24 protein-coding genes are annotated in these 21,899 nt (G+C 67.0%); 10 read left to right on the forward strand and 14 right to left on the reverse strand.

The features are described 5' to 3' along the window. Nucleotides 1-51: 51 nt before the first annotated feature. The 3 genes from ACFVUS_RS09625 to ACFVUS_RS09635 form a co-directional block, all read right to left on the reverse strand. On the reverse strand, nucleotides 52-324 hold the full coding sequence (locus ACFVUS_RS09625; protein ID WP_387763169.1) for a three-helix bundle dimerization domain-containing protein: 273 nt from the start codon (nucleotides 322-324) through the stop codon (nucleotides 52-54). 246 nt (nucleotides 325-570) lie between these two features. Further along, nucleotides 571-1,197 (reverse strand): class F sortase, encoded by a 627-nt coding sequence (locus ACFVUS_RS09630; RefSeq protein WP_387763172.1) that lies wholly within the window; start codon nucleotides 1,195-1,197, stop codon nucleotides 571-573. Then, nucleotides 1,194-2,015 (reverse strand): hypothetical protein, encoded by an 822-nt coding sequence (locus tag ACFVUS_RS09635; RefSeq protein WP_387763175.1) that lies wholly within the window; start codon nucleotides 2,013-2,015, stop codon nucleotides 1,194-1,196. The genes ACFVUS_RS09630 and ACFVUS_RS09635 overlap by 4 nt, the downstream gene beginning before the upstream one ends. A 480-nt stretch (nucleotides 2,016-2,495) precedes the next feature. On the opposite strand from ACFVUS_RS09635, the gene ACFVUS_RS09640 reads away from it, so the two are divergent. Then, nucleotides 2,496-2,687, forward strand: coding sequence for a hypothetical protein (locus ACFVUS_RS09640; protein ID WP_387763178.1), 192 nt, complete (start codon nucleotides 2,496-2,498; stop codon nucleotides 2,685-2,687). 51 nt (nucleotides 2,688-2,738) lie between these two features. On the opposite strand, the gene ACFVUS_RS09645 is transcribed toward ACFVUS_RS09640, so the two are convergent. Both ACFVUS_RS09645 and ACFVUS_RS09650 read right to left on the reverse strand, forming a co-directional pair. After that, nucleotides 2,739-3,617, reverse strand: a complete 879-nt coding sequence (locus tag ACFVUS_RS09645) for an EamA family transporter (RefSeq protein ID WP_387763181.1) — start codon at nucleotides 3,615-3,617, stop codon at nucleotides 2,739-2,741. A gap of 256 nt (nucleotides 3,618-3,873) precedes the next feature. Continuing rightward, complete coding sequence (locus ACFVUS_RS09650; protein ID WP_387763184.1) at nucleotides 3,874-4,782, reverse strand: LysR family transcriptional regulator; 909 nt, start codon at nucleotides 4,780-4,782, stop codon at nucleotides 3,874-3,876. A gap of 170 nt (nucleotides 4,783-4,952) precedes the next feature. On the opposite strand from ACFVUS_RS09650, the gene ACFVUS_RS09655 reads away from it, so the two are divergent. The 6 genes from ACFVUS_RS09655 (at nucleotide 4,953) to ACFVUS_RS09680 (ending at nucleotide 12,561) form a co-directional block, all read left to right on the forward strand. Then, the gene (locus tag ACFVUS_RS09655; RefSeq protein ID WP_387763186.1) at nucleotides 4,953-5,942 is read left to right on the forward strand and encodes an ABC transporter substrate-binding protein; all 990 of its coding nucleotides are present in this window, start codon (nucleotides 4,953-4,955) and stop codon (nucleotides 5,940-5,942) included. Next, nucleotides 5,939-8,236, forward strand: coding sequence for a hypothetical protein (locus ACFVUS_RS09660; protein WP_387763189.1), 2,298 nt, complete (start codon nucleotides 5,939-5,941; stop codon nucleotides 8,234-8,236). Before ACFVUS_RS09655 ends, ACFVUS_RS09660 begins: the two co-directional genes overlap by 4 nt. Before the next feature lie 29 nt (nucleotides 8,237-8,265). Next, nucleotides 8,266-9,003 carry an ABC transporter ATP-binding protein gene (locus tag ACFVUS_RS09665; RefSeq protein WP_387765469.1) on the forward strand — a complete coding sequence of 246 codons (738 nt, stop codon included), beginning with the start codon at nucleotides 8,266-8,268 and terminating at the stop codon, nucleotides 9,001-9,003. Continuing rightward, nucleotides 8,990-9,835, forward strand: a complete 846-nt coding sequence (locus ACFVUS_RS09670) for an ABC transporter permease (protein ID WP_387763192.1) — start codon at nucleotides 8,990-8,992, stop codon at nucleotides 9,833-9,835. Before ACFVUS_RS09665 ends, ACFVUS_RS09670 begins: the two co-directional genes overlap by 14 nt. A 150-nt stretch (nucleotides 9,836-9,985) precedes the next feature. Next, complete coding sequence (locus ACFVUS_RS09675; protein WP_387763194.1) at nucleotides 9,986-11,182, forward strand: LLM class flavin-dependent oxidoreductase; 1,197 nt, start codon at nucleotides 9,986-9,988, stop codon at nucleotides 11,180-11,182. 11 nt (nucleotides 11,183-11,193) lie between these two features. Next, on the forward strand, nucleotides 11,194-12,561 hold the full coding sequence (locus tag ACFVUS_RS09680; RefSeq protein ID WP_387763197.1) for an NtaA/DmoA family FMN-dependent monooxygenase: 1,368 nt from the start codon (nucleotides 11,194-11,196) through the stop codon (nucleotides 12,559-12,561). Between the two features lie 22 nt (nucleotides 12,562-12,583). Here the strand turns inward: ACFVUS_RS09680 and ACFVUS_RS09685 are convergent, their stop codons facing one another. From ACFVUS_RS09685 to ACFVUS_RS09695, 3 genes are all read right to left on the reverse strand, one after another. Beyond that, the gene (locus ACFVUS_RS09685) at nucleotides 12,584-12,904 is read right to left on the reverse strand and encodes a metalloregulator ArsR/SmtB family transcription factor (protein WP_364631925.1); all 321 of its coding nucleotides are present in this window, start codon (nucleotides 12,902-12,904) and stop codon (nucleotides 12,584-12,586) included. Between the two features lie 28 nt (nucleotides 12,905-12,932). Continuing rightward, nucleotides 12,933-13,304: a hypothetical protein gene (locus ACFVUS_RS09690; RefSeq protein WP_387763201.1), complete on the reverse strand. Its 372-nt coding sequence runs from the start codon at nucleotides 13,302-13,304 to the stop codon at nucleotides 12,933-12,935. Nucleotides 13,305-13,424: 120 nt separating this feature from the next. Further along, on the reverse strand, nucleotides 13,425-15,446 hold the full coding sequence (locus tag ACFVUS_RS09695) for a serine/threonine-protein kinase (RefSeq protein ID WP_387763204.1): 2,022 nt from the start codon (nucleotides 15,444-15,446) through the stop codon (nucleotides 13,425-13,427). A 170-nt stretch (nucleotides 15,447-15,616) separates the two neighbouring features. Here ACFVUS_RS09695 and ACFVUS_RS09700 point away from each other — a divergent pair, with 170 nt between their 5' ends. Beyond that, nucleotides 15,617-15,925, forward strand: coding sequence for a hypothetical protein (locus ACFVUS_RS09700; protein ID WP_387763207.1), 309 nt, complete (start codon nucleotides 15,617-15,619; stop codon nucleotides 15,923-15,925). A gap of 30 nt (nucleotides 15,926-15,955) precedes the next feature. Then, on the forward strand, nucleotides 15,956-16,759 hold the full coding sequence (locus tag ACFVUS_RS09705; RefSeq protein ID WP_387763210.1) for a HEAT repeat domain-containing protein: 804 nt from the start codon (nucleotides 15,956-15,958) through the stop codon (nucleotides 16,757-16,759). 15 nt (nucleotides 16,760-16,774) lie between these two features. Here the strand turns inward: ACFVUS_RS09705 and ACFVUS_RS09710 are convergent, their stop codons facing one another. Together ACFVUS_RS09710 and ACFVUS_RS09715 are read right to left on the reverse strand one after the other, a co-directional pair. Continuing rightward, nucleotides 16,775-17,155: a hypothetical protein gene (locus tag ACFVUS_RS09710; protein ID WP_387763213.1), complete on the reverse strand. Its 381-nt coding sequence runs from the start codon at nucleotides 17,153-17,155 to the stop codon at nucleotides 16,775-16,777. A gap of 45 nt (nucleotides 17,156-17,200) precedes the next feature. Next, a complete protein-coding gene (locus ACFVUS_RS09715) occupies nucleotides 17,201-18,211 on the reverse strand; it encodes a sigma-70 family RNA polymerase sigma factor (protein ID WP_387763215.1) in 1,011 nt (336 codons plus the stop codon). A gap of 138 nt (nucleotides 18,212-18,349) precedes the next feature. Between ACFVUS_RS09715 and ACFVUS_RS09720 the strand changes: the two genes are divergently transcribed. Then, the gene (locus tag ACFVUS_RS09720; protein ID WP_387763217.1) at nucleotides 18,350-18,940 is read left to right on the forward strand and encodes a dihydrofolate reductase family protein; all 591 of its coding nucleotides are present in this window, start codon (nucleotides 18,350-18,352) and stop codon (nucleotides 18,938-18,940) included. 38 nt (nucleotides 18,941-18,978) lie between these two features. On the opposite strand, the gene ACFVUS_RS09725 is transcribed toward ACFVUS_RS09720, so the two are convergent. The 4 genes from ACFVUS_RS09725 to ACFVUS_RS09740 all read right to left on the reverse strand — a co-directional run bounded on the left by ACFVUS_RS09725 (nucleotide 18,979) and on the right by ACFVUS_RS09740 (nucleotide 21,850). Then, nucleotides 18,979-19,407, reverse strand: a complete 429-nt coding sequence (locus ACFVUS_RS09725; RefSeq protein ID WP_387763220.1) for a pyridoxamine 5'-phosphate oxidase family protein — start codon at nucleotides 19,405-19,407, stop codon at nucleotides 18,979-18,981. Nucleotides 19,408-19,455: 48 nt separating this feature from the next. Then, nucleotides 19,456-20,106, reverse strand: coding sequence for a response regulator (locus tag ACFVUS_RS09730; protein ID WP_387763223.1), 651 nt, complete (start codon nucleotides 20,104-20,106; stop codon nucleotides 19,456-19,458). Beyond that, nucleotides 20,103-21,272 (reverse strand): sensor histidine kinase, encoded by a 1,170-nt coding sequence (locus ACFVUS_RS09735; protein WP_387763226.1) that lies wholly within the window; start codon nucleotides 21,270-21,272, stop codon nucleotides 20,103-20,105. Before ACFVUS_RS09735 ends, ACFVUS_RS09730 begins: the two co-directional genes overlap by 4 nt. A gap of 110 nt (nucleotides 21,273-21,382) precedes the next feature. After that, the gene (locus tag ACFVUS_RS09740; RefSeq protein WP_387763229.1) at nucleotides 21,383-21,850 is read right to left on the reverse strand and encodes a hypothetical protein; all 468 of its coding nucleotides are present in this window, start codon (nucleotides 21,848-21,850) and stop codon (nucleotides 21,383-21,385) included. Nucleotides 21,851-21,899 lie beyond the last annotated feature (49 nt).

The following is a 21,899-nucleotide window of genomic DNA, read 5'->3' on the forward strand; positions in this document are numbered from 1 at the left end:
TTCCGGACCTGCGGCTTCGGCGCGTCGAACTCGGCTGTGGGTCGAGCGAATTCACCACCGGAAGACCGGGCATAAGGGTTGGGCCCGATTCCATAGCGGGTCGCCGATATTCGCGGACGTGCGGTACGACACCCGCTTACTCAACTGCCGTTCGGCGATTCGCTCCACCAGCAGCGGAATGAATTCCCGAACTCGATGCCCTTCGAAATCGCGGTGTATTCCGCGCACTTCCTCACCGACAACCCGCGCCTGCAAATGCGGGAATTTAGCGGCCAGCCGGGCGACGAGCTCGCTGATCTGCCGCTCCTCTTCGGATGCCGTCATGCTCTGGTTTCGCCTCCATACGCAAACGGGGTGCGCCGGCAGCCAACGTCCTCATCAGGTTGCTCGGCGGACTGGACAACGGCCTCGCGGGACCGCACCCACAAAACTGTCATGAGAACCGAGCACTTTGCTCCGTCGAATCCCTTTGTGGCACAACCCGTCAGCTAATCGGCACCCGAGGTCCTCGACAACGACACTTGCAAACGACAAATGAAAGTACATTTGCAACTTGCAGCCGAAACGAGGTTACGTCACCGAATCCAGGGAGGAGAAGACGACCACGTTGGACAGGTAACTCTTGGCGGATTGATCGAAATCGCCACCGCAGGTGACCACTTGGAGGGTAGCCCCGCCGCGCGCGCCGTACACCAGCTGATCGGGGAACTCGGATTTGAGATACATCCGCACATCGGTGACCTTGAAATGCGCGGTCTTACCGTCCGCGCGCTTCACATCGATCATGTCGCCCGCTTTGACCTTCTTGAGCGAGAAGAAGACGCCTTCGCCCTTATAGGAGTCGACGTGACCGAGAATCACCGCCGACCCCTGCTCGCCGGGCGCGGGTCCCTGCTGATACCAGCCCGCCTGCTGATAGTCCACGGGGACCTGCACCGTGCCATCGGCGTTGAGGCCCAACGAGATCAGCGATCCGGACGCCTTGATCGAGGGGATGTCGAACGAGACCGGCGTGGATCGGGTGACCGCTGCCGCCGTCTGCACTTTGGCCGGCGTCGCGGTGGTGGTCGATGCGGCGGGCGTGGTCTCGGTGGATCCGCAACCGGTGATCAGGGCCGCGATGATCGCCAGCGCGGCGATCAGCACCGCGCCCGGCGTCCGCCGAATACCGCCCGCGCCCTTGATGTTTCGGTTCACCGCGCGCTCACAACGCACGCCATGCCGCCCGCGCCGGTCTCCGGTGCGCCCTTGGGGATCACATAGCCGCCCGCCGGGGTCTTATCGGTGACCGTGGTGCCGCCGGGGATGCCGGTGGTCGCGCCGACCGGAATCGCCATGCCGTACACCACGTCCGGTCCGGCCGCCGCCGCGCCGACGGCGATCAGATCGATGCCGCCCAGTCCGCCGGTCTGCACACCGCCGCCGGCGGTTCCGCCGACCTGCACGCCACCGCCGGTCTGCACACCGCCATTGGCAGTCCCGCCAACTTGCACGCCGCCGCCGGTTTGGACACCGCCGTTCGCGGTCCCGCCGACCTGCACGCCACCGCCGGTCTGCACACCACCGTTCGCGGTCCCACCGACCTGCACACCGCCGCCGGTCTGCACACCACCGTTGGCATCGCCACCGGCCTGTACGCCACCGCCGACCTGCGCACCGCCGTTGGCGTCCCCGCCTACCTGTACACCGCCGCCGCCGTTGCCACCGGCCTGTACGCCCGCGCCGAGGTCGCTGTTGCCGCCGCCCTGCACGCCGCCGTTGGCATCGCCGCCGACCTGGACACCGCCACCGGTCTGTACGCCGCCACCGGCATTCCCACCGGCTTGCACGCCGCCACCGCCCTGGGTACCGCCGCCGGCCTGAACCCCGCCCCCGGCGTTCGCGCCGACGCTCGGCGCGATGGTCACGCCGCCGCCCCCGGCCTGCACATCGAGTCCGAGCCCGAGACCCGCGTTCGCGCCCGCCCCGCCGGGATTCGCCCCGGCGTTGCCACCGCCATTGAGATCGACACCCAAACCGAGACCCGGAGCGGGCGTAGTCGTCGTGGGAGGTTCCGCGCCGACCGACGGAGCGCATAGCGCAACTGCTGCTACGGCGGCCGCCACCACCGTGAATGTCCTTGCCGACATTATGAATTCACTTCCAGACGTTGTATCCCGATGCTCTTCCTTCGGACCTTTCGGTCTGTCTGTTACCCCGGCGAATCCCCGGTTTCGAAAGTTATGGCAATACGGGAGCAAATAAAACCGGACGTCCGTTCAAATCCCCCAAGGTGAAACACCTGATTTCGCCGAAAGGTTGACACCGCCGACCCATGGGCAGCAGGCTGGATCCGGTTGTCGGCGACCCTCGCAGACTTCGAAGGACGCTCGACAGCGCTCGGAGACTCGACGGATGCGGGTTATCCCCCCGCAGTCCCATCTCGTAGTTCGGACCTGAAACCTACCGACGCGGAGGTTGGAATGTCTGACCGAAAAGGCCGTAAGCCCGGCCAGATGGCGAACAAGGTCAAGCAGGACATGAAAGACCAGGGCCAGCGCATGGCTGACGGCATGGATCGCATGGCCGACGACGCCAAGCGCGATATGGACCGCCTGGGCGACGGCATGAAGCGCGAAGCCCAGCAGGCGCGCTCGGAGATCAAGGGCATGAACCAGGAGATGAAGGACAAGCTGCAGCACCACTAGCCGTGCGCAGCCGAAACGGCCGGTCCATCCCCTCCCGATGGACCGGCCGTTTCAGGTCAGGACCATGACCGCGATGCCCGCGGCGACCACGCAGGTGGCCAGGACGCGGGGCTTGCCGAAGCCCTCCTTGAACCAGACCGCACCGATCACCGCCGCGATGATGATGCTCGATTCCCGCATGGCCGCGATCGAGGCCAGCGCACCGCGGGTTTGCGCCCACAGCACCAGCCCGTAGGCCGCGACGCTGAGTACGCCGCCGAGCAGACCGATATGCCAGACCGGGCGGACGCGCGGCCACAGCTTCGGCCCGATCCAGGCGAAAACCAGGATCGGCATGGCGACCTCGCCGAGCAGCATGAGCCAGGCGATATAGCCGAGTGTGCTGTGCGACAAGCGAATTCCGGTGCCGTCCACTACCGTGTACGCGGCGATCACCAGTCCGGTGGTGACGGCCGCACCGATGGCGGCCGGGCGACTGGGGTTATCGCGACGACCCCAGAAGACCAGGCACGCAAGGCCCATCGAGATCAGCAGGACGCCCGCGAGCTGTCCCGGGCCGGGCGTCTCCCCCAGTACGAGCGCCGCGACCAGTGCAACGACCAGGGGTGCGGTGCCGCGTGCGAGCGGATAGGTCTGGCTCAGATCGCCGAAGCGATAGGACAGCATCAGCAGTCCGTTGTAGAGGATATGCAGCACCGACGAGACCGCCAGATACGGCCAGCTGCGCGAATCCGGCACCGCCGCAACGAGAATCATGGGAATCGAGCACAGCACGCAGCCCAGCGGCACCAGCGTCAGCGCGGCGGCCTTATCGGGAATCCAGTGCGCGATGGCATTCCACGCCGCGTGCAGCACGGCCGCAACGAGAACCGCGATGAGTACGGCGATCGGAACACCGGCGGCGACGGGAACGGACGAAGCGAAAACCATTGGCGGGACTCTCTACTCGGTACCGCCCGGCTACAGGGCAGCACAATAGGAGTCCTCCAGGCTTTTATCCCTTCAGATGTCGGCGTCCGGCAGGTTGCCGTCCACCGAGGCGTAGCTCGGTCCAGTCCACCCACACCTGATTGTGTTGTCGTTCAGGCGGTGTGCGCGCGGAACCCTATACGCTGTCCCCGCCGACCCTAGCGGTAACCGCGCGTTCGCGCGAATCGCTGTTCGGCGGCGCTGCCGTCGCACCGGATCACCGTGGCACGGGATCGGTCGTGGGCATATCGGCGACGAATTCCAGAAAGCGCCGTGCCGCAGGCGAACTCGGTCCATCGTGCCGGTGCACCACCGCCACGGTCCGGCGCAGGTCCGCACCGGTGATCTGGAGAATTCGCGGGCCGTCCGGACGCTGCGCCGCGTGCACGGCGATCGATCGCGGCAACACCGCGACACCCAGGCCGAGGGCCGCGAATCGGATCATCTCCTCCACCCGAACGACCTCGAACGCGACGTGCCGGTCGATTCCGGCGCGGGCGAAACACTGGTCGACCTGTTCACGCAGGCCGTAGCCGGGCGGGAAGTCGATGAACCGCACCCGATCCAGCGCCCGCGCGGGCACCGGACCCGAGAGCGGATGGTCCACCGTGATCAGTCCAACCAGATCCTCGGTGAGCAGCTCACGCGCGATCAGTTTGGCGGGCAATGGTTTCGGCGGCAGACCGAGAATGGCCAGATCGAGTTCGGCGGCGTGGATCTGTTCGACCATCCGATCGCTGCCACCGCTGCGCAGCGCCACCTCGATACCCGGATAGCGGGCGTGGAAATTACAGAGCAGCACCGCCATATCCAGGGTGAGCGGCGGGCATTCCATCATGCCGACCGCGATATGACCGCTGATCAACCCGCGCAGTCCGGCGGCCTCGCTGGCGACCAGATCGATATCGGCCAGCGCCCGCTCGGCCAGCGGCAGCAGATGCTCACCTTCGCGGGTGAGCCGGACCGAGCGCGTGGTGCGGTCGAACAGTTTGACGTCGAGCTCATCCTCGAGTTTGCGGATCTGCTGACTCAGCGCCGACTGCACCACGAACTCACTGGCCGCGGCCGCGCTGAAACTGCGGGTGCGGGCGATGGCCAGGAAGTACCGCAGCTGTCTCAGCTCCATGACGATTATTCAATCACAGTGATAACTCTTAGCATTTCTATGTCTTTGACGCATGAATCGAGCCGTGGAAATCTCGGTGCTCCACAGCAGCGCAGTCCGCCGCGATTCGCGGCGTCAAGGAAAGCAGTATCGAATTGTTCCGCCCCGCTACACGTTTCGCGGTTCTCGCGATGGTCCTCGCGGCCACGCTGGCCGGATGCTCCACCGACTCCGAGGATGCGGGGCCGGTCGAACTCCGGCTCGGCTACTTCCCGAATCTCACGCACGCCACCGCGATTCTCGGAGTCGAGGACGGCAGCTTCCAGCAGGCCCTGGGGAGTTCGGCCACGCTGAAGGCGGCACGATTCACCTCGGGTCCGCCCGCCGTCACCGCGATCCTGTCCGATGCGGTGGACGCGGTATTCATCGGTTCCACGCCCGCGGTCAACGCGTTCCTCAAGACCAAGGGCAATGTCACCATCATCGCGGGGGCCACCTCGGGTGGCGCGCAGTTGGTGGTGCGGCCCGGCATCGAGACCGTGGCGGATCTGAAGGGTAAGTCCATCGCCGATCCCGCGCTGGGCGGGGCGCCCGATATCGCTCTCCGATACTGGCTGCGGCAGAACGGTTTTCAGACGGGTACCGCCGGTGACGGGGATGTGCACATCGTTCCGCAGGACAATGCGCAGACCGCGGCCGCCTATGCCGCCGGGGCGATCGACGGCGCATGGGTGCCGCAGCCGTATGCGGCACTGCTGGTCAGCAAGGGCGCGCACGTGCTGGTCAATGAGCGGACGCTGTGGCCGGACGGGCAGTTCAATACGACGAACCTGCTGGTCAGGTCGGCATTCATGAAGGCGCATCCGGAGGCGGTCGCGGCGCTGCTGCGCGGCCTGGTCAAGGAGACCGCGGCGGTGAACGCCGATCCCGAACAGGCCGGCCGACGCGCCAATGACGCCATCGGGAAGATCAACGGCGCTCGGCTCGGCGCTGCCGATTTGGCCGCGGCCTGGTCGGATATGACCTTCACCGTCGACCCGCTGCTGGGCACCATCAAGGAATACGCGCGGCGCGGAGCCGAGGTCGGGGTGTTGCCGACCGGCGATCTCGGTGGGCTCGCCGATCTGGGTCCGCTCAATACGGTGCTGCGCGCCGAGGGACAGTCGGCGGTGGCCGGATGATCACTCCGCGCACGCAGACCGGAGCCCGGTATCACGACTGCGGGGATGCCGCCGTCAGCCGGAAGGTCACCGAAGCCATTGCGGCACTGCCGTTTCTGGGCAGCCTGCACACCTCGACCGACACCTTGATCGCGGGCGAGATCACCGAAGTCGTGCTGCGCTACACCGTCGGCAGCTCCGGCATCGCCGACAGCGGGTGGCTCAAGCTCTGCTTCAAGTACTACTCGGACTGGGATCTGCAAACCACGGATCCGAGTGGAAGGGATTACGCCACAGCGGAACTCACGCATTGCAGCGATCTGGGCGGGGCATCGGCGGACAGTTTGGCCACCGTCCGCCGACTGCATACCCGCTACGACGTGAAAGGCGGTGAGCGGCCGTATCAGAAGGCGCTGCTCATTCACCTCGAGGACGGCTTCGTGCGGCCGGGCGATGAGATCGTCATCCGGCTCGGCGATCGGCGCAACGGCGGACCGGGCACCCGGGTGCAGACCTTCGTCGAGGACGCGTTCACCTTCCGGCTGTACGCCGATGTGCTGGGGACATCGCGGATGGGGCACGTCGAGGACCTGAGCGTGGATATCGCGGCCGGACCGCCGGGGCGGCTGGTCATCGCCGGTCCCCGGCTGGTGCGCGCCGGTGCGCCCGCACCGCTGCGGGTACATCTCGAGGATGTGTGGGGCAATGTCAGCACGGACGTCACAGCGCGCATCGAAGCGGCGGCCGGGGAGTGGTCGACCGCTGTGATGCTGCCCGAAAAGAGCTGGGCAGCAGCGACTCTCGAACTACCCGCGGTCGCGGTCGGCGCATACGATATCGGCGTCACCGCGACGCTCCCCGGCGGGCAGCGGCTCACCGACACCCGTGCCGTGGATGTGGTGACCGAACTTCCCGGTGAGCGAGCGTATTTCGCCGATCTGCACGTGCACTCCGATGACACCGTCGGCACCCAGGACAGCGCGTACAACTTCGCCTACGGCCGCGATATCGGCGGGCTGGACGTACTCGGCTACACCGCCAATGACTTTCAGGTCACCGATCAGGCCTGGCGCGAGGTGGTGGCGCTGTGCCGCGAAGTCAGCACGGACGGCGATTTCGTATGCCTGCCCGGGGTCGAATGGTGCGGCAATTCCGCCGTGGGCGGCGACCACAATGTCATCTACCTCGGCGAGGACACCGAACTGGCCAGGTCACTGCAATGGCATGACTCGATGACCAGCCGCGCGCCCACGCCGGAGCACTGGCCTATCACCGAACTGTACGACGCCTATGCCGCACGCCCGCAGGACTACCTGCTCATGCCGCATCTGGGCGGTCGCCGCGCGATTCTCGATTGGCATCACCCGGAATTGGAACGGCTCATCGAGGTGCATTCGGCCTGGGGCACCGGTTCCTGGTTCCTGCGCGATGCCATGCGCCGGGGTCTGCGGGTCGGCGTCAGCGCCAACAGCGACGAACATCGGGGCCGTCCGGGCGGCGGGGCTCCGGGGGCCAATATCTTCGGCGGGCGCGGCGGACTCACCGGTGTGCTCGCCCCCGAATTGACCCGTGCCGCGGTCGGTTCGACATTGCGGGCCCGCCGGACCTGGGCGACGACCGGGGCGCGAGCGGTCGCGCTGCTGCGCTCGGGCGAGCAGTGGATGGGCGATGAGCGGACTCGCACGGATGCGGAGATCGTCGTGTCGTATGCCCTCTACGCCGAGGGCTCATGGGACGAAATGACGATCTTCGACACCGAAGGTCCACTGCGACATCGTGATCTGCACGCCGAGACCGGATACGCACCGGATCTGATCCGGATCCGCTGGGGCGGCGCACGCCATCGGGACCGGTATCGCTGGGCATCCTGGCGGGGGCGAGTCCTGGTCGATGGGGCCCGAGTGCGGGACGCCCAGCCCTGGGCACAAATGCATCCGGAGGAGTTCCTCACCGTCGACGGCAATCGAATCGACTGGGCCGGAGCGACATACGGCGGCGATCACGGGGCGGTGCTGCGGCTCGACCGTGCGCCGGACGCGGTGCTCGATATCGAGGCGACCATCGCGGAGGATGCGCGCACCGAACGCTGCACCGTGGCGTGGAGCGATCTCGTCGACGGCCCGGTACGCCGCGAATTCGGTGGTGCGGGACTGCATGTCACGGTCGAACGACTCTCCGCCGATCCACTGCCCGGCGTGCTCACCGGGGAATTCGCGGTTCAGCTCCCGGCCGGGGACAGCGCACTGTATCTGCACGCCCGGCAGAGCGACGGGCACGATGTGTGGACCAGTCCGCTGTTCTTCACCGGCGCATGACCGCCGCGACGATGCGTCTGGATTCGGCCGTGCGAATCGAAAATGTCTCCAAGACATACGGTTCGGGGCGTACGGCGACTTCGGCGCTGGATCAGGTATCGCTGACCGTGCGGCACGGCGAGTTCGTCTGCCTGCTCGGGGCCTCCGGATGCGGTAAGAGCACGTTGCTGTCGATGATCGCCGGGCTCGACACACCCACCTCGGGGGCGATCGACACCTGCTCGGCGCGAGTCGGACTGGTATTCCAGGATCCGGCGCTATTCCCGTGGCTGACCGTGGCGGGCAATATCGCAGTGGCACTGCGTGCCGCCGGCGTGCCGAAAGCGGCTCGGGCACAGCGCATCACCGAACTACTGCGGATCGTCCGGCTGGAGGGGTCGGGCGATCGGCGGCCGCATCAGCTCTCGGGTGGGATGCGGCAGCGCGCCGCCATCGCTCGCGCGCTGGCGCAGGATTCGGAGATCCTGCTGCTCGACGAACCATTCGCGGCGCTGGACGCGATGACGCGGGATCTACTGCACGACGAGCTCGAAAGGATTTGGCGCGAGCGGGCATTGAGCACGGTGTTCGTGACACACAATGTGCGCGAGGCGGTTCGGCTCGGCGATCGGGTGATCCTGCTGTCCAGTCGTCCGGGCCGGGTCATCGAGGAGTACGAGGTGCCGCTGGCCCGGCCACGCCGCATCGATTCACCCGAGGTCGCCGTGCTGGCGGCGCACATCACCGATCGACTGCGAGCGGAGGTGGGGCGGTATGGACGCGGATAGTCGGCTACGCGCACTCGACGCGCTGGAAGCCCTGCCCGACAGGCGAAGTGGGTGGCCCGGCCGGATCTGGAGCGCGACCTGGCCCGCGCTCGCCGCGGCCGCGCTGGCCGTCGGGCTGTGGGAGTTGGTGGTGCTGAGCGGGTGGAAGGACCCGTGGGTGCTGCCCGGACCCGGTGAGGTGCTCCCCCGGCTCTGGCGGGATCTGACCGATCCGGGGTTCTGGGCGGGCCTCGGCTCGACCATGCGCCGCGCGGCCGGCGGCTTCGCGCTGTCCATCGGTGCGGGAATCGTACTGGCCGTCATCGCGATTCGGCCCCGGCCACTGCGCATCGCGGTCGGCTCGCTCATCACCGGATTGCAGACGATGCCCGCGATCGCCTGGTTCCCGCTGGCGATCCTGCTGTTCAAGCTCAGCGAATCCGCGATCCTGTTCGTCATCGTGCTGGGTGCGGCGCCGTCCATCGCGAACGGGCTGATCAGCGGAATCGACCACACCCCACCGGCTTTGCTGCGCGCGGGTCAGGTACTGGGTATTCGCGGGGTCTCCTGGTACGTGCACCTGCTGCTGCCCGCCGCGCTCCCGGCCTTCGTGACGGGTCTCAAACAGGGGTGGGCGTTCGCCTGGCGCGGACTGATGGCCGGTGAGCTGCTGGTCATCATCGGCAACCATCCGTCACTGGGCGTGCGGCTGGATTTCGCGCGCCAGACCAGTGATTCGGTGGAAATGCTCGCCACCATGATCGTGATCATGGCCATCGGCATCCTGGTGGATCGCCTGTTCTCGGCGGCCGACCACACCCTCCGCACGCGCCGGGGATTGATCGCACGCTAGACCCGGGGCGATCGGTCCCGGGTCACGGCGATCACGGACGGCTATTTCCGCAGGATCAACCTGATCGCAACCGTTGGCCGAATGACGGTCATCGACAAGGTTGGGAAGTACATACGCCGACTCGGCGGGCCGTGAACGAGGACGGGAATTATGGCATCGACACCATTGCACCTGGGCGTGGCCCTGGACGGGGCGGGCTGGCACCCGGCGGCCTGGCGGGAACCGAATTCGCGGCCCGCCGAACTGTTCGATGCGCGCTACTGGGGTGATCTCGCCGCCCTCGCCGAACGCGGACTGCTGGATTTCGTGACGATCGAGGACAGTCTGGCCGCACGCGTGGCTTCCGGTGACGGCGCCGCGCGGGTCCGGCTCGACGCCGAATTGATCGCCGCGCGCCTGGCACCGGTGACCAGCCACCTCGGGCTGATCCCGGTGGTGACGACCACGCATACCGAACCGTTCCATGTGTCCAAGGCGCTCGCCACCCTGGATTACACCTCGCGTGGCCGGGCGGGATGGCAGGCTCGTGTATCCGGAACCGCCTCGGAGGCAGCGCTTTTCGGCCGGCGCACGGTCGCCGAGCTGAGCACCGCCGAGTTGGCCGAAGCGGTAGCAACGGGCCGATTCCCGCAGGTGGTGCACGAACTCTTCGATGAGGCGACCGACGCCGTCGAGGTGGTTCGCCGACTGTGGGACAGCTGGGAGGACGATGCCGAGATTCGCGATGTCGCCGCGCGGCGGTTCATCGACCGCGACAAATTGCATTACATCGACTTCCAGGGGAAGCACTTCAGCGTGCGCGGCCCCTCCATCACCCCGCGCCCGCCGCAGGGGCAGCCGGTGGTGACGGCGCTGGCGCACGCACCGCTCATCTACGAATTCGCAGCGCGCGGTGCGGATCTGGTGTTCGTCACCCCGACGCGGGAAGACGGACCGGCACCGATCGTGCGCCAGGTCGCGGACGCCGCGGATCGAGTCGGGCGCGCCGGTGAACCGTTGCGGGTGTACGCCGATCTGGTGGTATTCCTCGATACCGGCGATGCCACCGGCGCACAGCGACTGGCCCATCTCGACGAGCTGTCCGGACGCGAATTCGTCTCCGACGCAGCTGTTTTCACCGGTAGCGCGGAGGCTTTGGCCGATCTGCTCGCCACCTGGCAGGACGCCGGGGTCGACGGGGTACGCCTGCGGCCCGGTGTGGCCGTCGACGACCTCACCGTCATCGCCGATGTGCTGGTACCCCTGCTGCAACAGCGCGGCCTGTTCCGCACCGAATACACCGAGACCACGCTGCGCGGGGTGCTCGGACTGCCCACCACCGTCCCCAACCGCTACGCGAACGCCTGAGCGAGGCCATCATGAGCACATCCCGTAAGCAGGTCATCCTCGGCGCGTACCTCGGCGGCGTGAACCACAGCACCGCCTGGTGGCATCCCGAGGCCGGCAGTCAGATCGAGTTCGACTCCTTCGAGCACACCGCGCGCACCGCCGAGCGCGGCAAATTCGACTTCTTCTTCCTCGCCGAGGGACTCATCCTGCGCGAGCGCGCGGGGCAGATCTTCGATCAGGACATCATCGGCCGCCCGGATACCCTGACGGTGCTGGCCTCGCTCGCCGCGGTCACCGAGCACCTCGGGCTGGCGGGCACCATCAACACCACGTTCAACGAACCCTATGAACTGGCACGGCAATTCGCCAGCCTCGATCATCTGTCGGGTGGGCGGGCGGCATGGAACGTCGTCACCTCGTTCGACGAATTCACCGGGCAGAACTTCCGGCGCGGCGGGTACCTGAAGCCCGCCGATCGATATGCCCGTGCCGAGGAAACCCTCGATGCCGTTCGCGCGCTGTGGGATTCGTGGGCCGACGACGATCTGGTGGCAGACAAGGAGTCCGGCCGATTCCTGGCCCGCGCCGACGCCGGTGAATTCGCCTTCCACAGTGGCCAATTCGATATCAGCGGGCGTTTCGACGTACCGCGCAGCCCGCAGGGGCGACCGGTGATCCTGCAGGCCGGGGTCTCACCGCAGGGCCGGGCGTTCGCGGCCGCGAACGCCGACGCCATCTTCTCCCCCTACGGCAAGCTGCCCGAGGCGGCCGAGTTCTACCGCGATATCAAGGCGCGCGCGGTGGCGGCCGGGCGTTCGGCGGATGACATCAAGATTCTGCCGTCGGCGAGTTTCGTGCTCGGTGACACCGAGGCCGAGGCGATCGAGAAGTATCACGCCGTTCGCAATGAGCAGGTCACCGGGCAGACCGCGCTGATCCTGCTGGAGCAGATCTGGAATCGCGATCTGTCCGCCTACGATCCGGAGGGTCCGGTGCCGTCCATCGATCCGGATCCCGATGCGCCGCCGATCATTCAGGATCGCGCGTTCGTACATCAGGATCGGTTCGCGACCGCGCAGCGGCTGCGCGATATCGCCGAGGCCAAGAAGCTGACGCTGCGCGAGGCCGTCATCGATCAGTTCGAGCGGGGTCCGCTGGTCGGCACCCCGGCGCAGGTGGCGCAGCAGATCGACGATTTCGTGCGCAATGACGGTTCGGACGGGTTCATCCTCGGCTCACATCTGGTGCCGTGGGGTCTGGACGAATTCGTCGATCGGGTGGTGCCGCTGCTGCAGGATCGGGGCGTGCTGCGCACCGAGTACACCGGAAATACGTTGCGCGACAACCTCGGTCTGCCGTCGGTGCGTTCGGCCACCGCGGTCACCGCCGAGAGCTGATCGGGGCCGGTGTGGTCGTGCACTAGCCCAGCGCCTCGACCTGGTCGGCGACCACACCGGTGAGAATCGCGCGGGCCACGGCGAGCAGCTCCGCGACCTTGGGGGAAGTGAGCTCGTAGGTAACCGAGAGGCCGGTGCGGCAAGCGCGTACCAAACCGGCGCGGCGCAGAATCGAAAGCTGCTGGGAGAGATTCGCCGCTTCCACGTCGATCTCCTCCAGCAGCTCCGAGACCGCGTGCGCACGCACACTGAGCAATTCCAGGACGCGAATGCGCACGGGATGGCCCAGTGTTTTGAAGAACTCAGCCTTCATTTGATAGAGCGGCCGCTGCATCGATGGCATTACGTGGCCACCCTTTCCGCCAGGTGAATCAGATTTCGAGCTCTTCCTCGATGTCCTTCAGCCGATGCCTGGCCAGCGCCAGGTTGCCGCGTTTGCGGTCCAGGGCGACATAGAGAAACAGACCGTCAGCCCTGCGACCACGCGTCGGCCGGATGAGATGGTACTGGCTGCCGAGCGTGATCAGGACGTCTTCGATCTCTTCGTTCAGCCCGAGTTGGTCCATCGTGCGAAGCTTCGCACGCACCAGTTCGGTATTGCCCGCCGCGGCGACCTCCAGGTCCAAATTCTTCGAACCGCCGAGGGTTCCGAGCGCCATACCGCTGTTGTAGTCGACGACCGCCGCGCCGAGCGCGCCGTCCAGCAGCATCATGTCTTTGAGCGCGACTTCCATATTCGCCATGATCATTCCTTTCCCGCATCGCCAAAAGCCTTGGCGTGCCGAGACGCTACCTGCGGCGGCGGTGAATCACAGTTGATTGCTGAAGAATTCCGCAAGGTATGCAATTCACTATTTCTGCAATCAGCGGGTTAGCACCGAGACGGTGCTGTCGCCCAGGTCGGCCACGTAGACCGTATGCGTGGCGGGGTCCACGGCCAGGCCCTGCGGACCCTGACCGACGCGAACGGTATCGGTGATCGCGCGGCCGGCGGTGTCGATCACCGACACGGTGAGCGCGGCATTGTTGGCGACGTACGCGCGGCGAGCACCGGGGTCCACGGCCACCGCGATCGGCAGATCCCCGGCGGGGATGGCGGCGGTGACCACGCGCGAGGAGATATCGAGCACCGAGATCACATAGTTCTCGTGCACACCGCCCACGACATAGGCGGTGTGCGCACCGGAGTCGACGGCTATGGCCAGCGCCCCGCCGCGTACCGGGATACCGGCGGAGACGGCGCGGGCCTCGGGGTTGATCACCGACACGGTGTTGTCGCCATTGGCGACGTAGGCGGTATGCGCGCCGACATCCACCGCCACACCGTTCGGATTCCTGCCGACCGGGATGGTGGCGGTGACCGTCCGCGCATCCGTGTCGATCATCGAAACAGTGTTGTCGCCAGGACTTCCCATGATGCTGCCGCTGGTGACATAGGCGGTATGGATATCGGGATCGACGGCCACGCCGGTCGGATTCCTCCCCACCGGGATACTGGCCGTGACCGCGTGTGAGACCGTATCGATGATCGAGACGGCGTTGTCGCGGGCATCGGTCACATAGACGGTGTGCGCCCCGGAATCGACTGCCACGCCGTTCGGGTATTTCCCAACCGGGATCGTGGCAATGACTGTGCGAGAGGCGATATCGATGACCGAGACGGTATTGGCCGCACCGTTGGTCACATAGGCGGTGTGCGCGGCGGAGTCGACGGCGATCGCATTGGGGCTCTGCCCGACCGCGATCGTCGCGGCGACGGGGGTGGTGCCGATGCCCGAGGAGTCATCCCAGCCACGAACTGCCGCCGTTGTTCCCAGGATCGCCACGGCCACAACGACTCCCGCGATCACCCGACGACGGTATTGCCAGAGAACGGAGCGGATCGCCGCGGGGCGGGAAGGCCGCGGGGATCGTGGGCTGTCCAGCGGTGGCACGTGTATCGCTGGAATACGCTGGGGCGGTATGGGATTGCTCGGCCGGGTGACGCGAACCGGACGTGGCCGGGTGACGCGAGTCGGGGTGGGCGGTGCGGCAGCACGGCGCGCTGGCTCGCGGTCGGCACCCGGGTTCAGGCACCGCCCGGCGTCACGGGCGAACTGTGCGCAGGTGGGATAGCGGTCGGCGGGATCCTTGGCCAGCGCCCGGGCCAGCACCGCGTCCAATGCGGTGGGAAGTAAAGGATTCCGGCTACTCGCGGCGGGAATGGCGGCCTGTAGGTGTGCGGCGATCAACTGGTTCAGGTCGGTGCCGCGATAGGGCACGGTACCGGTGACCATCTGAAAGAACGTGCAGCCCAACGAATACACGTCCGCACGGCCGTCGACGGTCGCGTCGAGCAGCAGTCGCTCGGGAGCCACGTACTGGAAGCTGGCGGGCACCTGGCTCACGCTGGTGAGCCGAATACTCTCGTCGAGCGCCTTGGCTATTCCGAAATCGGTTATCAGCGAACGGGTTTCGGCAAGCAGGATATTCGCGGGTTTGACGTCCCGATGAACGATGCCCCGAGTGTGCGCGTAATCGAGCGCGGCGGCGACTTCGGCGAGGATGTGCACCGCCGCGGGCAGCGGAATCGGACCCCGCGTCAGCACCCCGGCCAGATCGCTGCCTTCGACGAAGGCCATGGCGATCCACGGTCGCCCGGCCGATTCACCGCGCGCGTGCACGGTGACGATATTCGGATGATCCAGGCGGGCCATCGCATCGGCCTCGCGCAGGAAGCGCCGCGCCAGCTCCGCATCCCCGTTGCCCTTGAGAATCTTGAGCGCCACGAATCGCGGCAGGTCACGGTCCCGGGCCAGGTACACCTCACCCATTCCGCCCGCGCCGAGCAGGCGCTCGATGCGGTACCCCGCGAAGGACTCACCGGCATCCAGCGTGTTCCCCACCGGCATATCCTTCCCGCCCGCGATTGCGCCTGCGGCCCACGATGTTACGCGCGGCAGGTCATTTCGACAGCGGTCATGCCCCAGCTTCTCGGGGCTCGGGAAGTCATCTGAAGTGCGCGCATTTCGAATAGGCTCCGGCCGTAACCGTCAGCCCTCCCGGAGGTTCCGCAATGTCAACACCGCTCGCCCGCAATCGAATCCGCGTCATTGTCGCCGCACTCGCGATCGGCGCCACCGTCACCACCGCCGCCACCGCCCAGGCCGCGCCCGTCGCTCCGGGCGCACCCTCGATCGAAAGCCCCGTCGCGGCGCCGAATACCGGTTCGAGCGCGTTCGGAATCGACTGGGATTCGGGCATGATCACCGCCTCGGCCGCGGCCCCGTTCGCCATCACCGCCGTGATCGCCTGCCTGATCGGGATGAATACCGGCAGCGTCAAGTCCACCCCCGGCAACGACAACCCCTGCCTGCCCATCTGACCTCGGTGCACCGCCGGCTACCGTCGGGCAGTGAACCCAGCAGATACGCGCCGCCTCAAAGACGGCGACCTCGACTCCCGCAAGGAACATCTCCGACTACTTCTCGAGCGGGCTGCTGACGGCGATACCTCCGCCGAGGAGGCATTGCGCACGCTGGTGCGCGACTATCCGGGCTACCACCGCACGATCTACAGCCTGGCGTTGAATCGCGCGGCGGACTTCGGCGACGACACCCTGCGGGAACCGCTGCTCGCCGCGCTGGCCGATACCAGGTACAACTGCCAGGCCTGGGCGGCGATGGGATGCGCGGCGCTCGGTTTCCGCGACGCGGTTCCCTATCTGGTCGCGATGCTGGAACATCCGCAGGAGATGGCTCGCGAGCAGGCGGTGATCGCGCTGGGCCTACTCGGCGACCAGTCGGTGGTCCCGGCGCTCACGCCCGTACTGCGGGACCAGATCGCGGGCATGCGCGAACGAGCCGCGGAATCGCTGGGCCAGATCGGCGGTGACGCCGCCCTGGCCGCACTGTGGGATGAATTCGAGCACCGCCGGTACTACCGCATCGGCTATATCGCCAGCGCGCTGTCCACCTTCACCCCGGACATCATCCCGAGACTGTGCGAAGCCGCCGACAGCTCCGATCCCGACCAGCGCTACTGGGCGGCCGTCGCGCTCGGCTCGACCGGCGACGATCGTGCCGTGCCGACCCTGGAACGCCTGCTGGCGAACGACCGGGGCTCGACGGTCTTCGACGGCATGGTGAGCGTCGCCGCGAAGAAAGGGCTGCGCACATTGCGGCGAATCCAAGCCGCGATCGCAGCCCGCGAATCCTGAACGGGCACGGGGGAATCAGTCGATCTTGACGCTCATGCCGTAGTCGATGGTGTTGTGATGCGGCGAGGTCACGGTGAGCTGGTAGGAACCGTTGACGGGCAACACGACTCGAGTCCACTGGTTCTGGTAGGACAGGGTTCCGGTCGGGCCGGTGACGGTGACGACGACGTCGGACCAGTTGGGGTTGGCGTCGACGATCATCACCTGGCCGCCGCGGGCGTCGACCTGATAGGTGTCGTGGCTGAAGCCGGTGAGACGGCCGCTGACATAACCGTTGTCGGTGCCGTAGGCGAAGTAGATCTGGTGCACGTTATCGGCACTGGCGGTGCCGCTGCCCAGGATGGTGGCGGTGGACGCGGCGGCGAGGACGGCGGTGGCGAGCAATTTCTTTTTCATGACACCGATGGTGGGCGGCGCGACCAATCAGATCCCAAGCGCGCGCTAATGACGGAAACCGGGCGGTTGGACGCCCGGGAGGGAATGCGGCAGGCCGAATATGGGGAAGACGGAGTTCTCGAAGGCGGTCATGGCTCGGATTCCGTTGTCGGCGAGGGTTATCACGAACAGGCCCGCTCCGGCGAGACCCGTCGGGGTGTGCCGGTAGACACCGAACGCCGGTTGGCCGTTGGCCCGCGCCGGGATCAGTTCGAATCTCCGGGCGGAGCCGAAAAGGAATGCCAGGAAACGGGTTACGCTCGCGCGGCCACGGTATTCCAGGGGTAGCGGCGGCATCGATATGAAGACATCGTCGGTCAGCAGGGCCACCACGGCGTCGATGTCGGCGGACTCGTACGCGCTGACGAACTTCGCCACGATCGCGTCTTCGGCCGAATCGCCCGCGGGCGGCCGGTCTCCGGTGACGCCCCGCATTCCCGCACGCGCGCGTTTGAGCGCGCTCTTCACCGATTCGACTGTCGTATCGAGCATTTCGGCCACTTCGTGCGCGTGGAATCCGAGGACATCGCGCAGGATGAGGACGGCGAGCTGCCGTGGCGGCAGGATCTGCAAGGCGGTCACGAAGGCCAGGGAAATGGATTCGGACTGCTCGTAGCGCGCCTCGGGACCGAGCGGCACACTGACCGCTCCGTCCAGTAGAGCATCGGGATATGGCTCCAGCCAATGAATTTCACCGAGCCCGGTGGGTTCAGGTGGTTCGATTCCCGCGATGTCCCACTGCTTCGCGGGACGGCGGCGGGCCGAGCGCAGCGCGTCGAGGCAGCGATTGGTGGCGATGCGGTACAGCCAGGTGCGCAGCGAGGCGCGGCCGTCGAAGCGTTCGAGTCCGCGCCAGGCGGCGAGCATCGTGTCCTGTAGCGCGTCCTCGGCGTCCTGGAACGATCCGAGCATGCGGTAGCAGTGCACCTGTAGTTCGCGACGATGCGGCTCGGTCAGCGCGCGAAAGGCCTCACCGTCTCCGGCGCGCGCCCTCGACATCAGATCCGTTCTCGGCATGCTCGCCGCCCTGTTCCCGGTGTGTGACTCCATGCGGTATGGACGCCGGCCGAGGCCGGAAAGGGGCGGTCGCCCCCTTTTCCGCCGCCGTGGCGTCCACACCGGTGACAGCCGACAGTAGTTCGAAGGAGTACGGAAATGGGAAAGATCGTCATCAGCGCCAACGCGACCCTCGACGGAGTGGTCCAGGACCCCGACGGCCAGGAAGGGTTCGCGGCGGGCGGCTGGTTCCACCGGTTCGCGGGCACCCGGGATCTCGCGGACTGGACCGACAATGAGACCCGGGAGGTGCTCGCCGCCGACGCACTGCTGCTGGGCGGGCGGAGCTTCGACTGGTTCGCGACCCGGATGCACGGGGCGGATGTCCGCGTCAGTCGTACCTGGGCGGACCGCATGAACACCCTCCCAAAATACGCCGTGTCCTCGACCGCCGAGGGCCCGCGATGGAACAACACCACGGTCCTCAACGGCGATGCGGCAAAAGAGATTTCGGAGCTGAAGCGAAAGGTTGACGGAGACATCCTGGTCTACGGCAGCTATCAGCTCGCGCGCACGCTGCTGGCGGAGCAGTTGGCCGACGAACTGCGGCTGACAGTCTTCCCGGTCGTACTGGGAACCGGCCTGCGCGTCTTCGACGAGATCGGTGCCACGACACCGCTGCATCTGGTCGAGACGCGCAAGATCGGCGACGGCCTGATGTGCTGCACATACGAATTCACGCACGCCTGACGACCGAGTTCGCCGCCGGACGACCTCCGGCGGCGAACTCAGTTCAGCCAGGCCCCCACACCGGTGACCTTGGTCAGCCGCACCCGGATCAGATGCCCGAGTCCCAGCGCCGGATCGCCGAGGAAGTCCGCATCGGGACCGATGTACGCCTTACCCAGGCGATTCAGCAGAGCGCGTCCGTCCCCGCCCTCGACCACCTCGGCATGTCCTTCCGCCACCAGGTATTCGGCCAGCCCATGCGAATCGATGACACCGGATTCGTACGAGATCGACACCCGCGAATCCCGTTGCAGATTCCGGATATAGCGCTTGTCCATACTCATCGAGCCGATGGTCAGCGCATCGGCCTCGGCATGGGTCCATACGCACCGCACATAGGGTGCCCCGTCCTCGTTGATGGTGACCAGGTGGGCGAGCAATCCGCCATTGATCGCTGCTGCGGCCTTCGCGGGCAAGGTAGTCGACATGGGATGACGGTAACCGCCGCCCGCCGATTCAGCGGTGTCACGCGGGAGTCAGGTCATGAGGCCGCTCTGGTAGGCCAGGACGACCGCCTGGGTGCGGTCGCGGGAGGCGGTTTTGGCGATGACATGGGCGACGTGGGTGCGGGTGGTGGCTTCGCTGATGAACAGGTCGGTGCTGATTTCGGCGTTGGAGTGGCCGAGTGCCATGAGTACCAGCACTTCTCGTTCTCGGGCGGTCAGGGTCGAGAGAGTGGCGGGGGCGGTGGCTGCGCGGGGGCCGGTGCGGCGCAGGGCGCCCAGGACGCCGCCGACGATGCTGGGATCGAGCCAGCCGTCGCCCGCGGCGCAGCGGCGCACGGCTTGGATGAGGTCCGCGGGGGCAGCCTGTTTGAGCAGGAAACCGCTCGCGCCCGCGGCGAGCGCCTCCTGGACCATGGTTTCATCCCGGAATGTGGTGAGCACCAGGACCGCCGGTGCGCCGGGTTCGGCGGTGATCGCCCGGGTGGCGGCGACCCCGTCCAGCAGCGGCATCCGCAGATCCATCAGGACCACTTGGGGCGCAAGGGTTTTCACGGCCGCCACTGCGGCGGCTCCGTCACCGGCCTCGCCGATCACCTCGATATCGGCGGCCGTGCCGAGCAGCATGACGCAGCCCGCGCGCACCAGCGCCTCGTCCTCCGCGACGAGCACGGTGATCGTCATGGCATACCCGTCTCGGCGGGCAGGCTGGCGTGCACGAACCAGCCGTCACCCTCTGGGCCGCAGGACAATTCGCCGCCAAGGGCGTCGAGGCGCTCGCGGAGACCGTGCAGGCCGGTACCGGCGGAGAGTGCGGCGGCGGCCGGTGGCGCGCTGCCACCGGAACTGCGGACGGTCAGGTCGAGGGTGGAGGGATTCCAGGCGACGCTGAGCGTGACCTGTGCGCCGCGGCCCGCGTGTTTGGTCGCATTGGTGAGCGATTCCTGAACGGTCCGGTAGGCGGCCAGATCGGCGATGGGATCCAGGGGCCGCGGTGTGCCGGTGATCTCGCTGTGCACGCGCAGCCCGGCGTGCCGGGCGGATTCGAGCAGCCGACCGGCGTCGGCGAAGCGCGCCGGAGCCGCGTCGGCCGGATCGGTCGAGCGCAGCAATCCGAGCATGGAATGCAGTTCGGTCATGGCCTGTGCGCCCGCGTGTTCGATGACCTCCAGCGCCTGTTCCACGCGCGGATCACCGCCGGTGCAGAGTGCGCGAGCGGCTCCGGCGTGCAGGATCATGCCCGCCACCGCACCGGTGACGCTATCGTGCAATTCGTGCGCGAGCCGCAATCGCTGTGCGATGAGCTCCTTTTCGGCCTCGGCGGTCAATCGTTCTCGTTCGGCGCGGGCGTGTTGTTCCCGGGCGTGCACCACCCGTCCCGAGCCCCAGGCCACGGACAGAATGATCGACCAGATCACGATGGCGGCGAGGAAATCGCTGATCCGGGGCTCGGGCGCGGCGGACTGCGCGGATCGGTAGCTGAACAGTCCCAGTGGCAGCGCGGAGGCGATGAGCACGATCCGGGCGGTCAGCGCGGACGCCCGGCGCGCCACCGCGTAGACCGCGATAAGCAGGTAGGTGAACGGATAGTAATCCGGGACAACGAGATTCGCGCCGGTGTGCACCAGTGCCAGCAGCCACACCTCGAGCGGGAACCGGTGGCGCAGCAGCAGCGCCGCGCACATACCGAGGGCGAGTGTGGGCACCAGCCAGAACGGCAACCGCCCGCTACCGGTCAGATCCCGATGATCCCCGCCCCAGAAGGCCATATCCACGCCACCCGCCAGCACGACGAGTGCCAGGTCGGCGAGCCTGTGCCGCAAAGCGGGCGAAAGCCATGAATCGGCCACTGTCCCACCAGCGTCCGCCGCCTTCATGCGCTGCATTTTCCCACAGATCACCGCGCGCGGGGAGGTGCTCCCGGCCGAGATGACCTCCCCGGCAGGCGAACCGGCGAGCTTCAGTCGTTGCCGAACAGGTGCAGCAGCCAGCGAATCGGATCGTCGGCGACGTGCGGGGTCATATCGGGCGCGGCGGGGGGCGGGGCGGCGGCGAGCACCCGGCGGACGGCGGCAATGATTTCCGCCCGGGTCGGCTGCACGAACGGCTCGATACCCTCGGGGTCCTCGTGCAATTCGACCGGGACGCCCACCGCGGGAGCAACCGAGGCGACAGCCAGCTGGAGCAGCACCACATCCGGGGCATCGGGAAGCACCCGGACCCGAACGATATCGACGACTTCCGCGATATCGCCCGCCGCGGCGAAGATTCCGACCCGCACCGCCCGCGGCTCCTCCCCGAGTATCCGGTTCAGCGGCGGATCGACGAGGGCGAATTCCGGCTCGATCAGAGTGGCCGCACCGAGGAATTCACCCGTGGCCCCGGCATCACCCACCCCGTACACCACCACGGAGGCCTGCCTTGTCATATCGGCAGTGTCGCACGAATCGCGGTACTACCGCGCGGAGATGAGCCCT

Source organism: Nocardia sp. NPDC058058, from assembly GCF_042885355.1.
Classification (GTDB): domain Bacteria; phylum Actinomycetota; class Actinomycetes; order Mycobacteriales; family Mycobacteriaceae; genus Nocardia.

Coding starts and splice junctions, on each gene's coding strand:
- ACFVUS_RS09625 (WP_387763169.1), bottom strand. CDS start 324: ATGACGGCATCCGAAGAGGAGCGGCAGATCAGCGAGCTCGTCGCCCGG.
- ACFVUS_RS09640 (WP_387763178.1), top strand. CDS start 2,496: ATGGCGAACAAGGTCAAGCAGGACATGAAAGACCAGGGCCAGCGCATG.
- ACFVUS_RS09645 (WP_387763181.1), bottom strand. CDS start 3,617: ATGGTTTTCGCTTCGTCCGTTCCCGTCGCCGCCGGTGTTCCGATCGCC.
- ACFVUS_RS09650 (WP_387763184.1), bottom strand. CDS start 4,782: ATGGAGCTGAGACAGCTGCGGTACTTCCTGGCCATCGCCCGCACCCGC.
- ACFVUS_RS09655 (WP_387763186.1), top strand. CDS start 4,953: ATGGTCCTCGCGGCCACGCTGGCCGGATGCTCCACCGACTCCGAGGAT.
- ACFVUS_RS09660 (WP_387763189.1), top strand. CDS start 5,939: ATGATCACTCCGCGCACGCAGACCGGAGCCCGGTATCACGACTGCGGG.
- ACFVUS_RS09670 (WP_387763192.1), top strand. CDS start 8,990: ATGGACGCGGATAGTCGGCTACGCGCACTCGACGCGCTGGAAGCCCTG.
- ACFVUS_RS09675 (WP_387763194.1), top strand. CDS start 9,986: ATGGCATCGACACCATTGCACCTGGGCGTGGCCCTGGACGGGGCGGGC.
- ACFVUS_RS09680 (WP_387763197.1), top strand. CDS start 11,194: ATGAGCACATCCCGTAAGCAGGTCATCCTCGGCGCGTACCTCGGCGGC.
- ACFVUS_RS09685 (WP_364631925.1), bottom strand. CDS start 12,904: ATGCCATCGATGCAGCGGCCGCTCTATCAAATGAAGGCTGAGTTCTTC.
- ACFVUS_RS09690 (WP_387763201.1), bottom strand. CDS start 13,304: ATGGCGAATATGGAAGTCGCGCTCAAAGACATGATGCTGCTGGACGGC.
- ACFVUS_RS09700 (WP_387763207.1), top strand. CDS start 15,617: ATGTCAACACCGCTCGCCCGCAATCGAATCCGCGTCATTGTCGCCGCA.
- ACFVUS_RS09710 (WP_387763213.1), bottom strand. CDS start 17,155: ATGAAAAAGAAATTGCTCGCCACCGCCGTCCTCGCCGCCGCGTCCACC.
- ACFVUS_RS09715 (WP_387763215.1), bottom strand. CDS start 18,211: ATGCCGAGAACGGATCTGATGTCGAGGGCGCGCGCCGGAGACGGTGAG.
- ACFVUS_RS09720 (WP_387763217.1), top strand. CDS start 18,350: ATGGGAAAGATCGTCATCAGCGCCAACGCGACCCTCGACGGAGTGGTC.
- ACFVUS_RS09725 (WP_387763220.1), bottom strand. CDS start 19,407: ATGTCGACTACCTTGCCCGCGAAGGCCGCAGCAGCGATCAATGGCGGA.
- ACFVUS_RS09730 (WP_387763223.1), bottom strand. CDS start 20,106: ATGACGATCACCGTGCTCGTCGCGGAGGACGAGGCGCTGGTGCGCGCG.
- ACFVUS_RS09740 (WP_387763229.1), bottom strand. CDS start 21,850: ATGACAAGGCAGGCCTCCGTGGTGGTGTACGGGGTGGGTGATGCCGGG.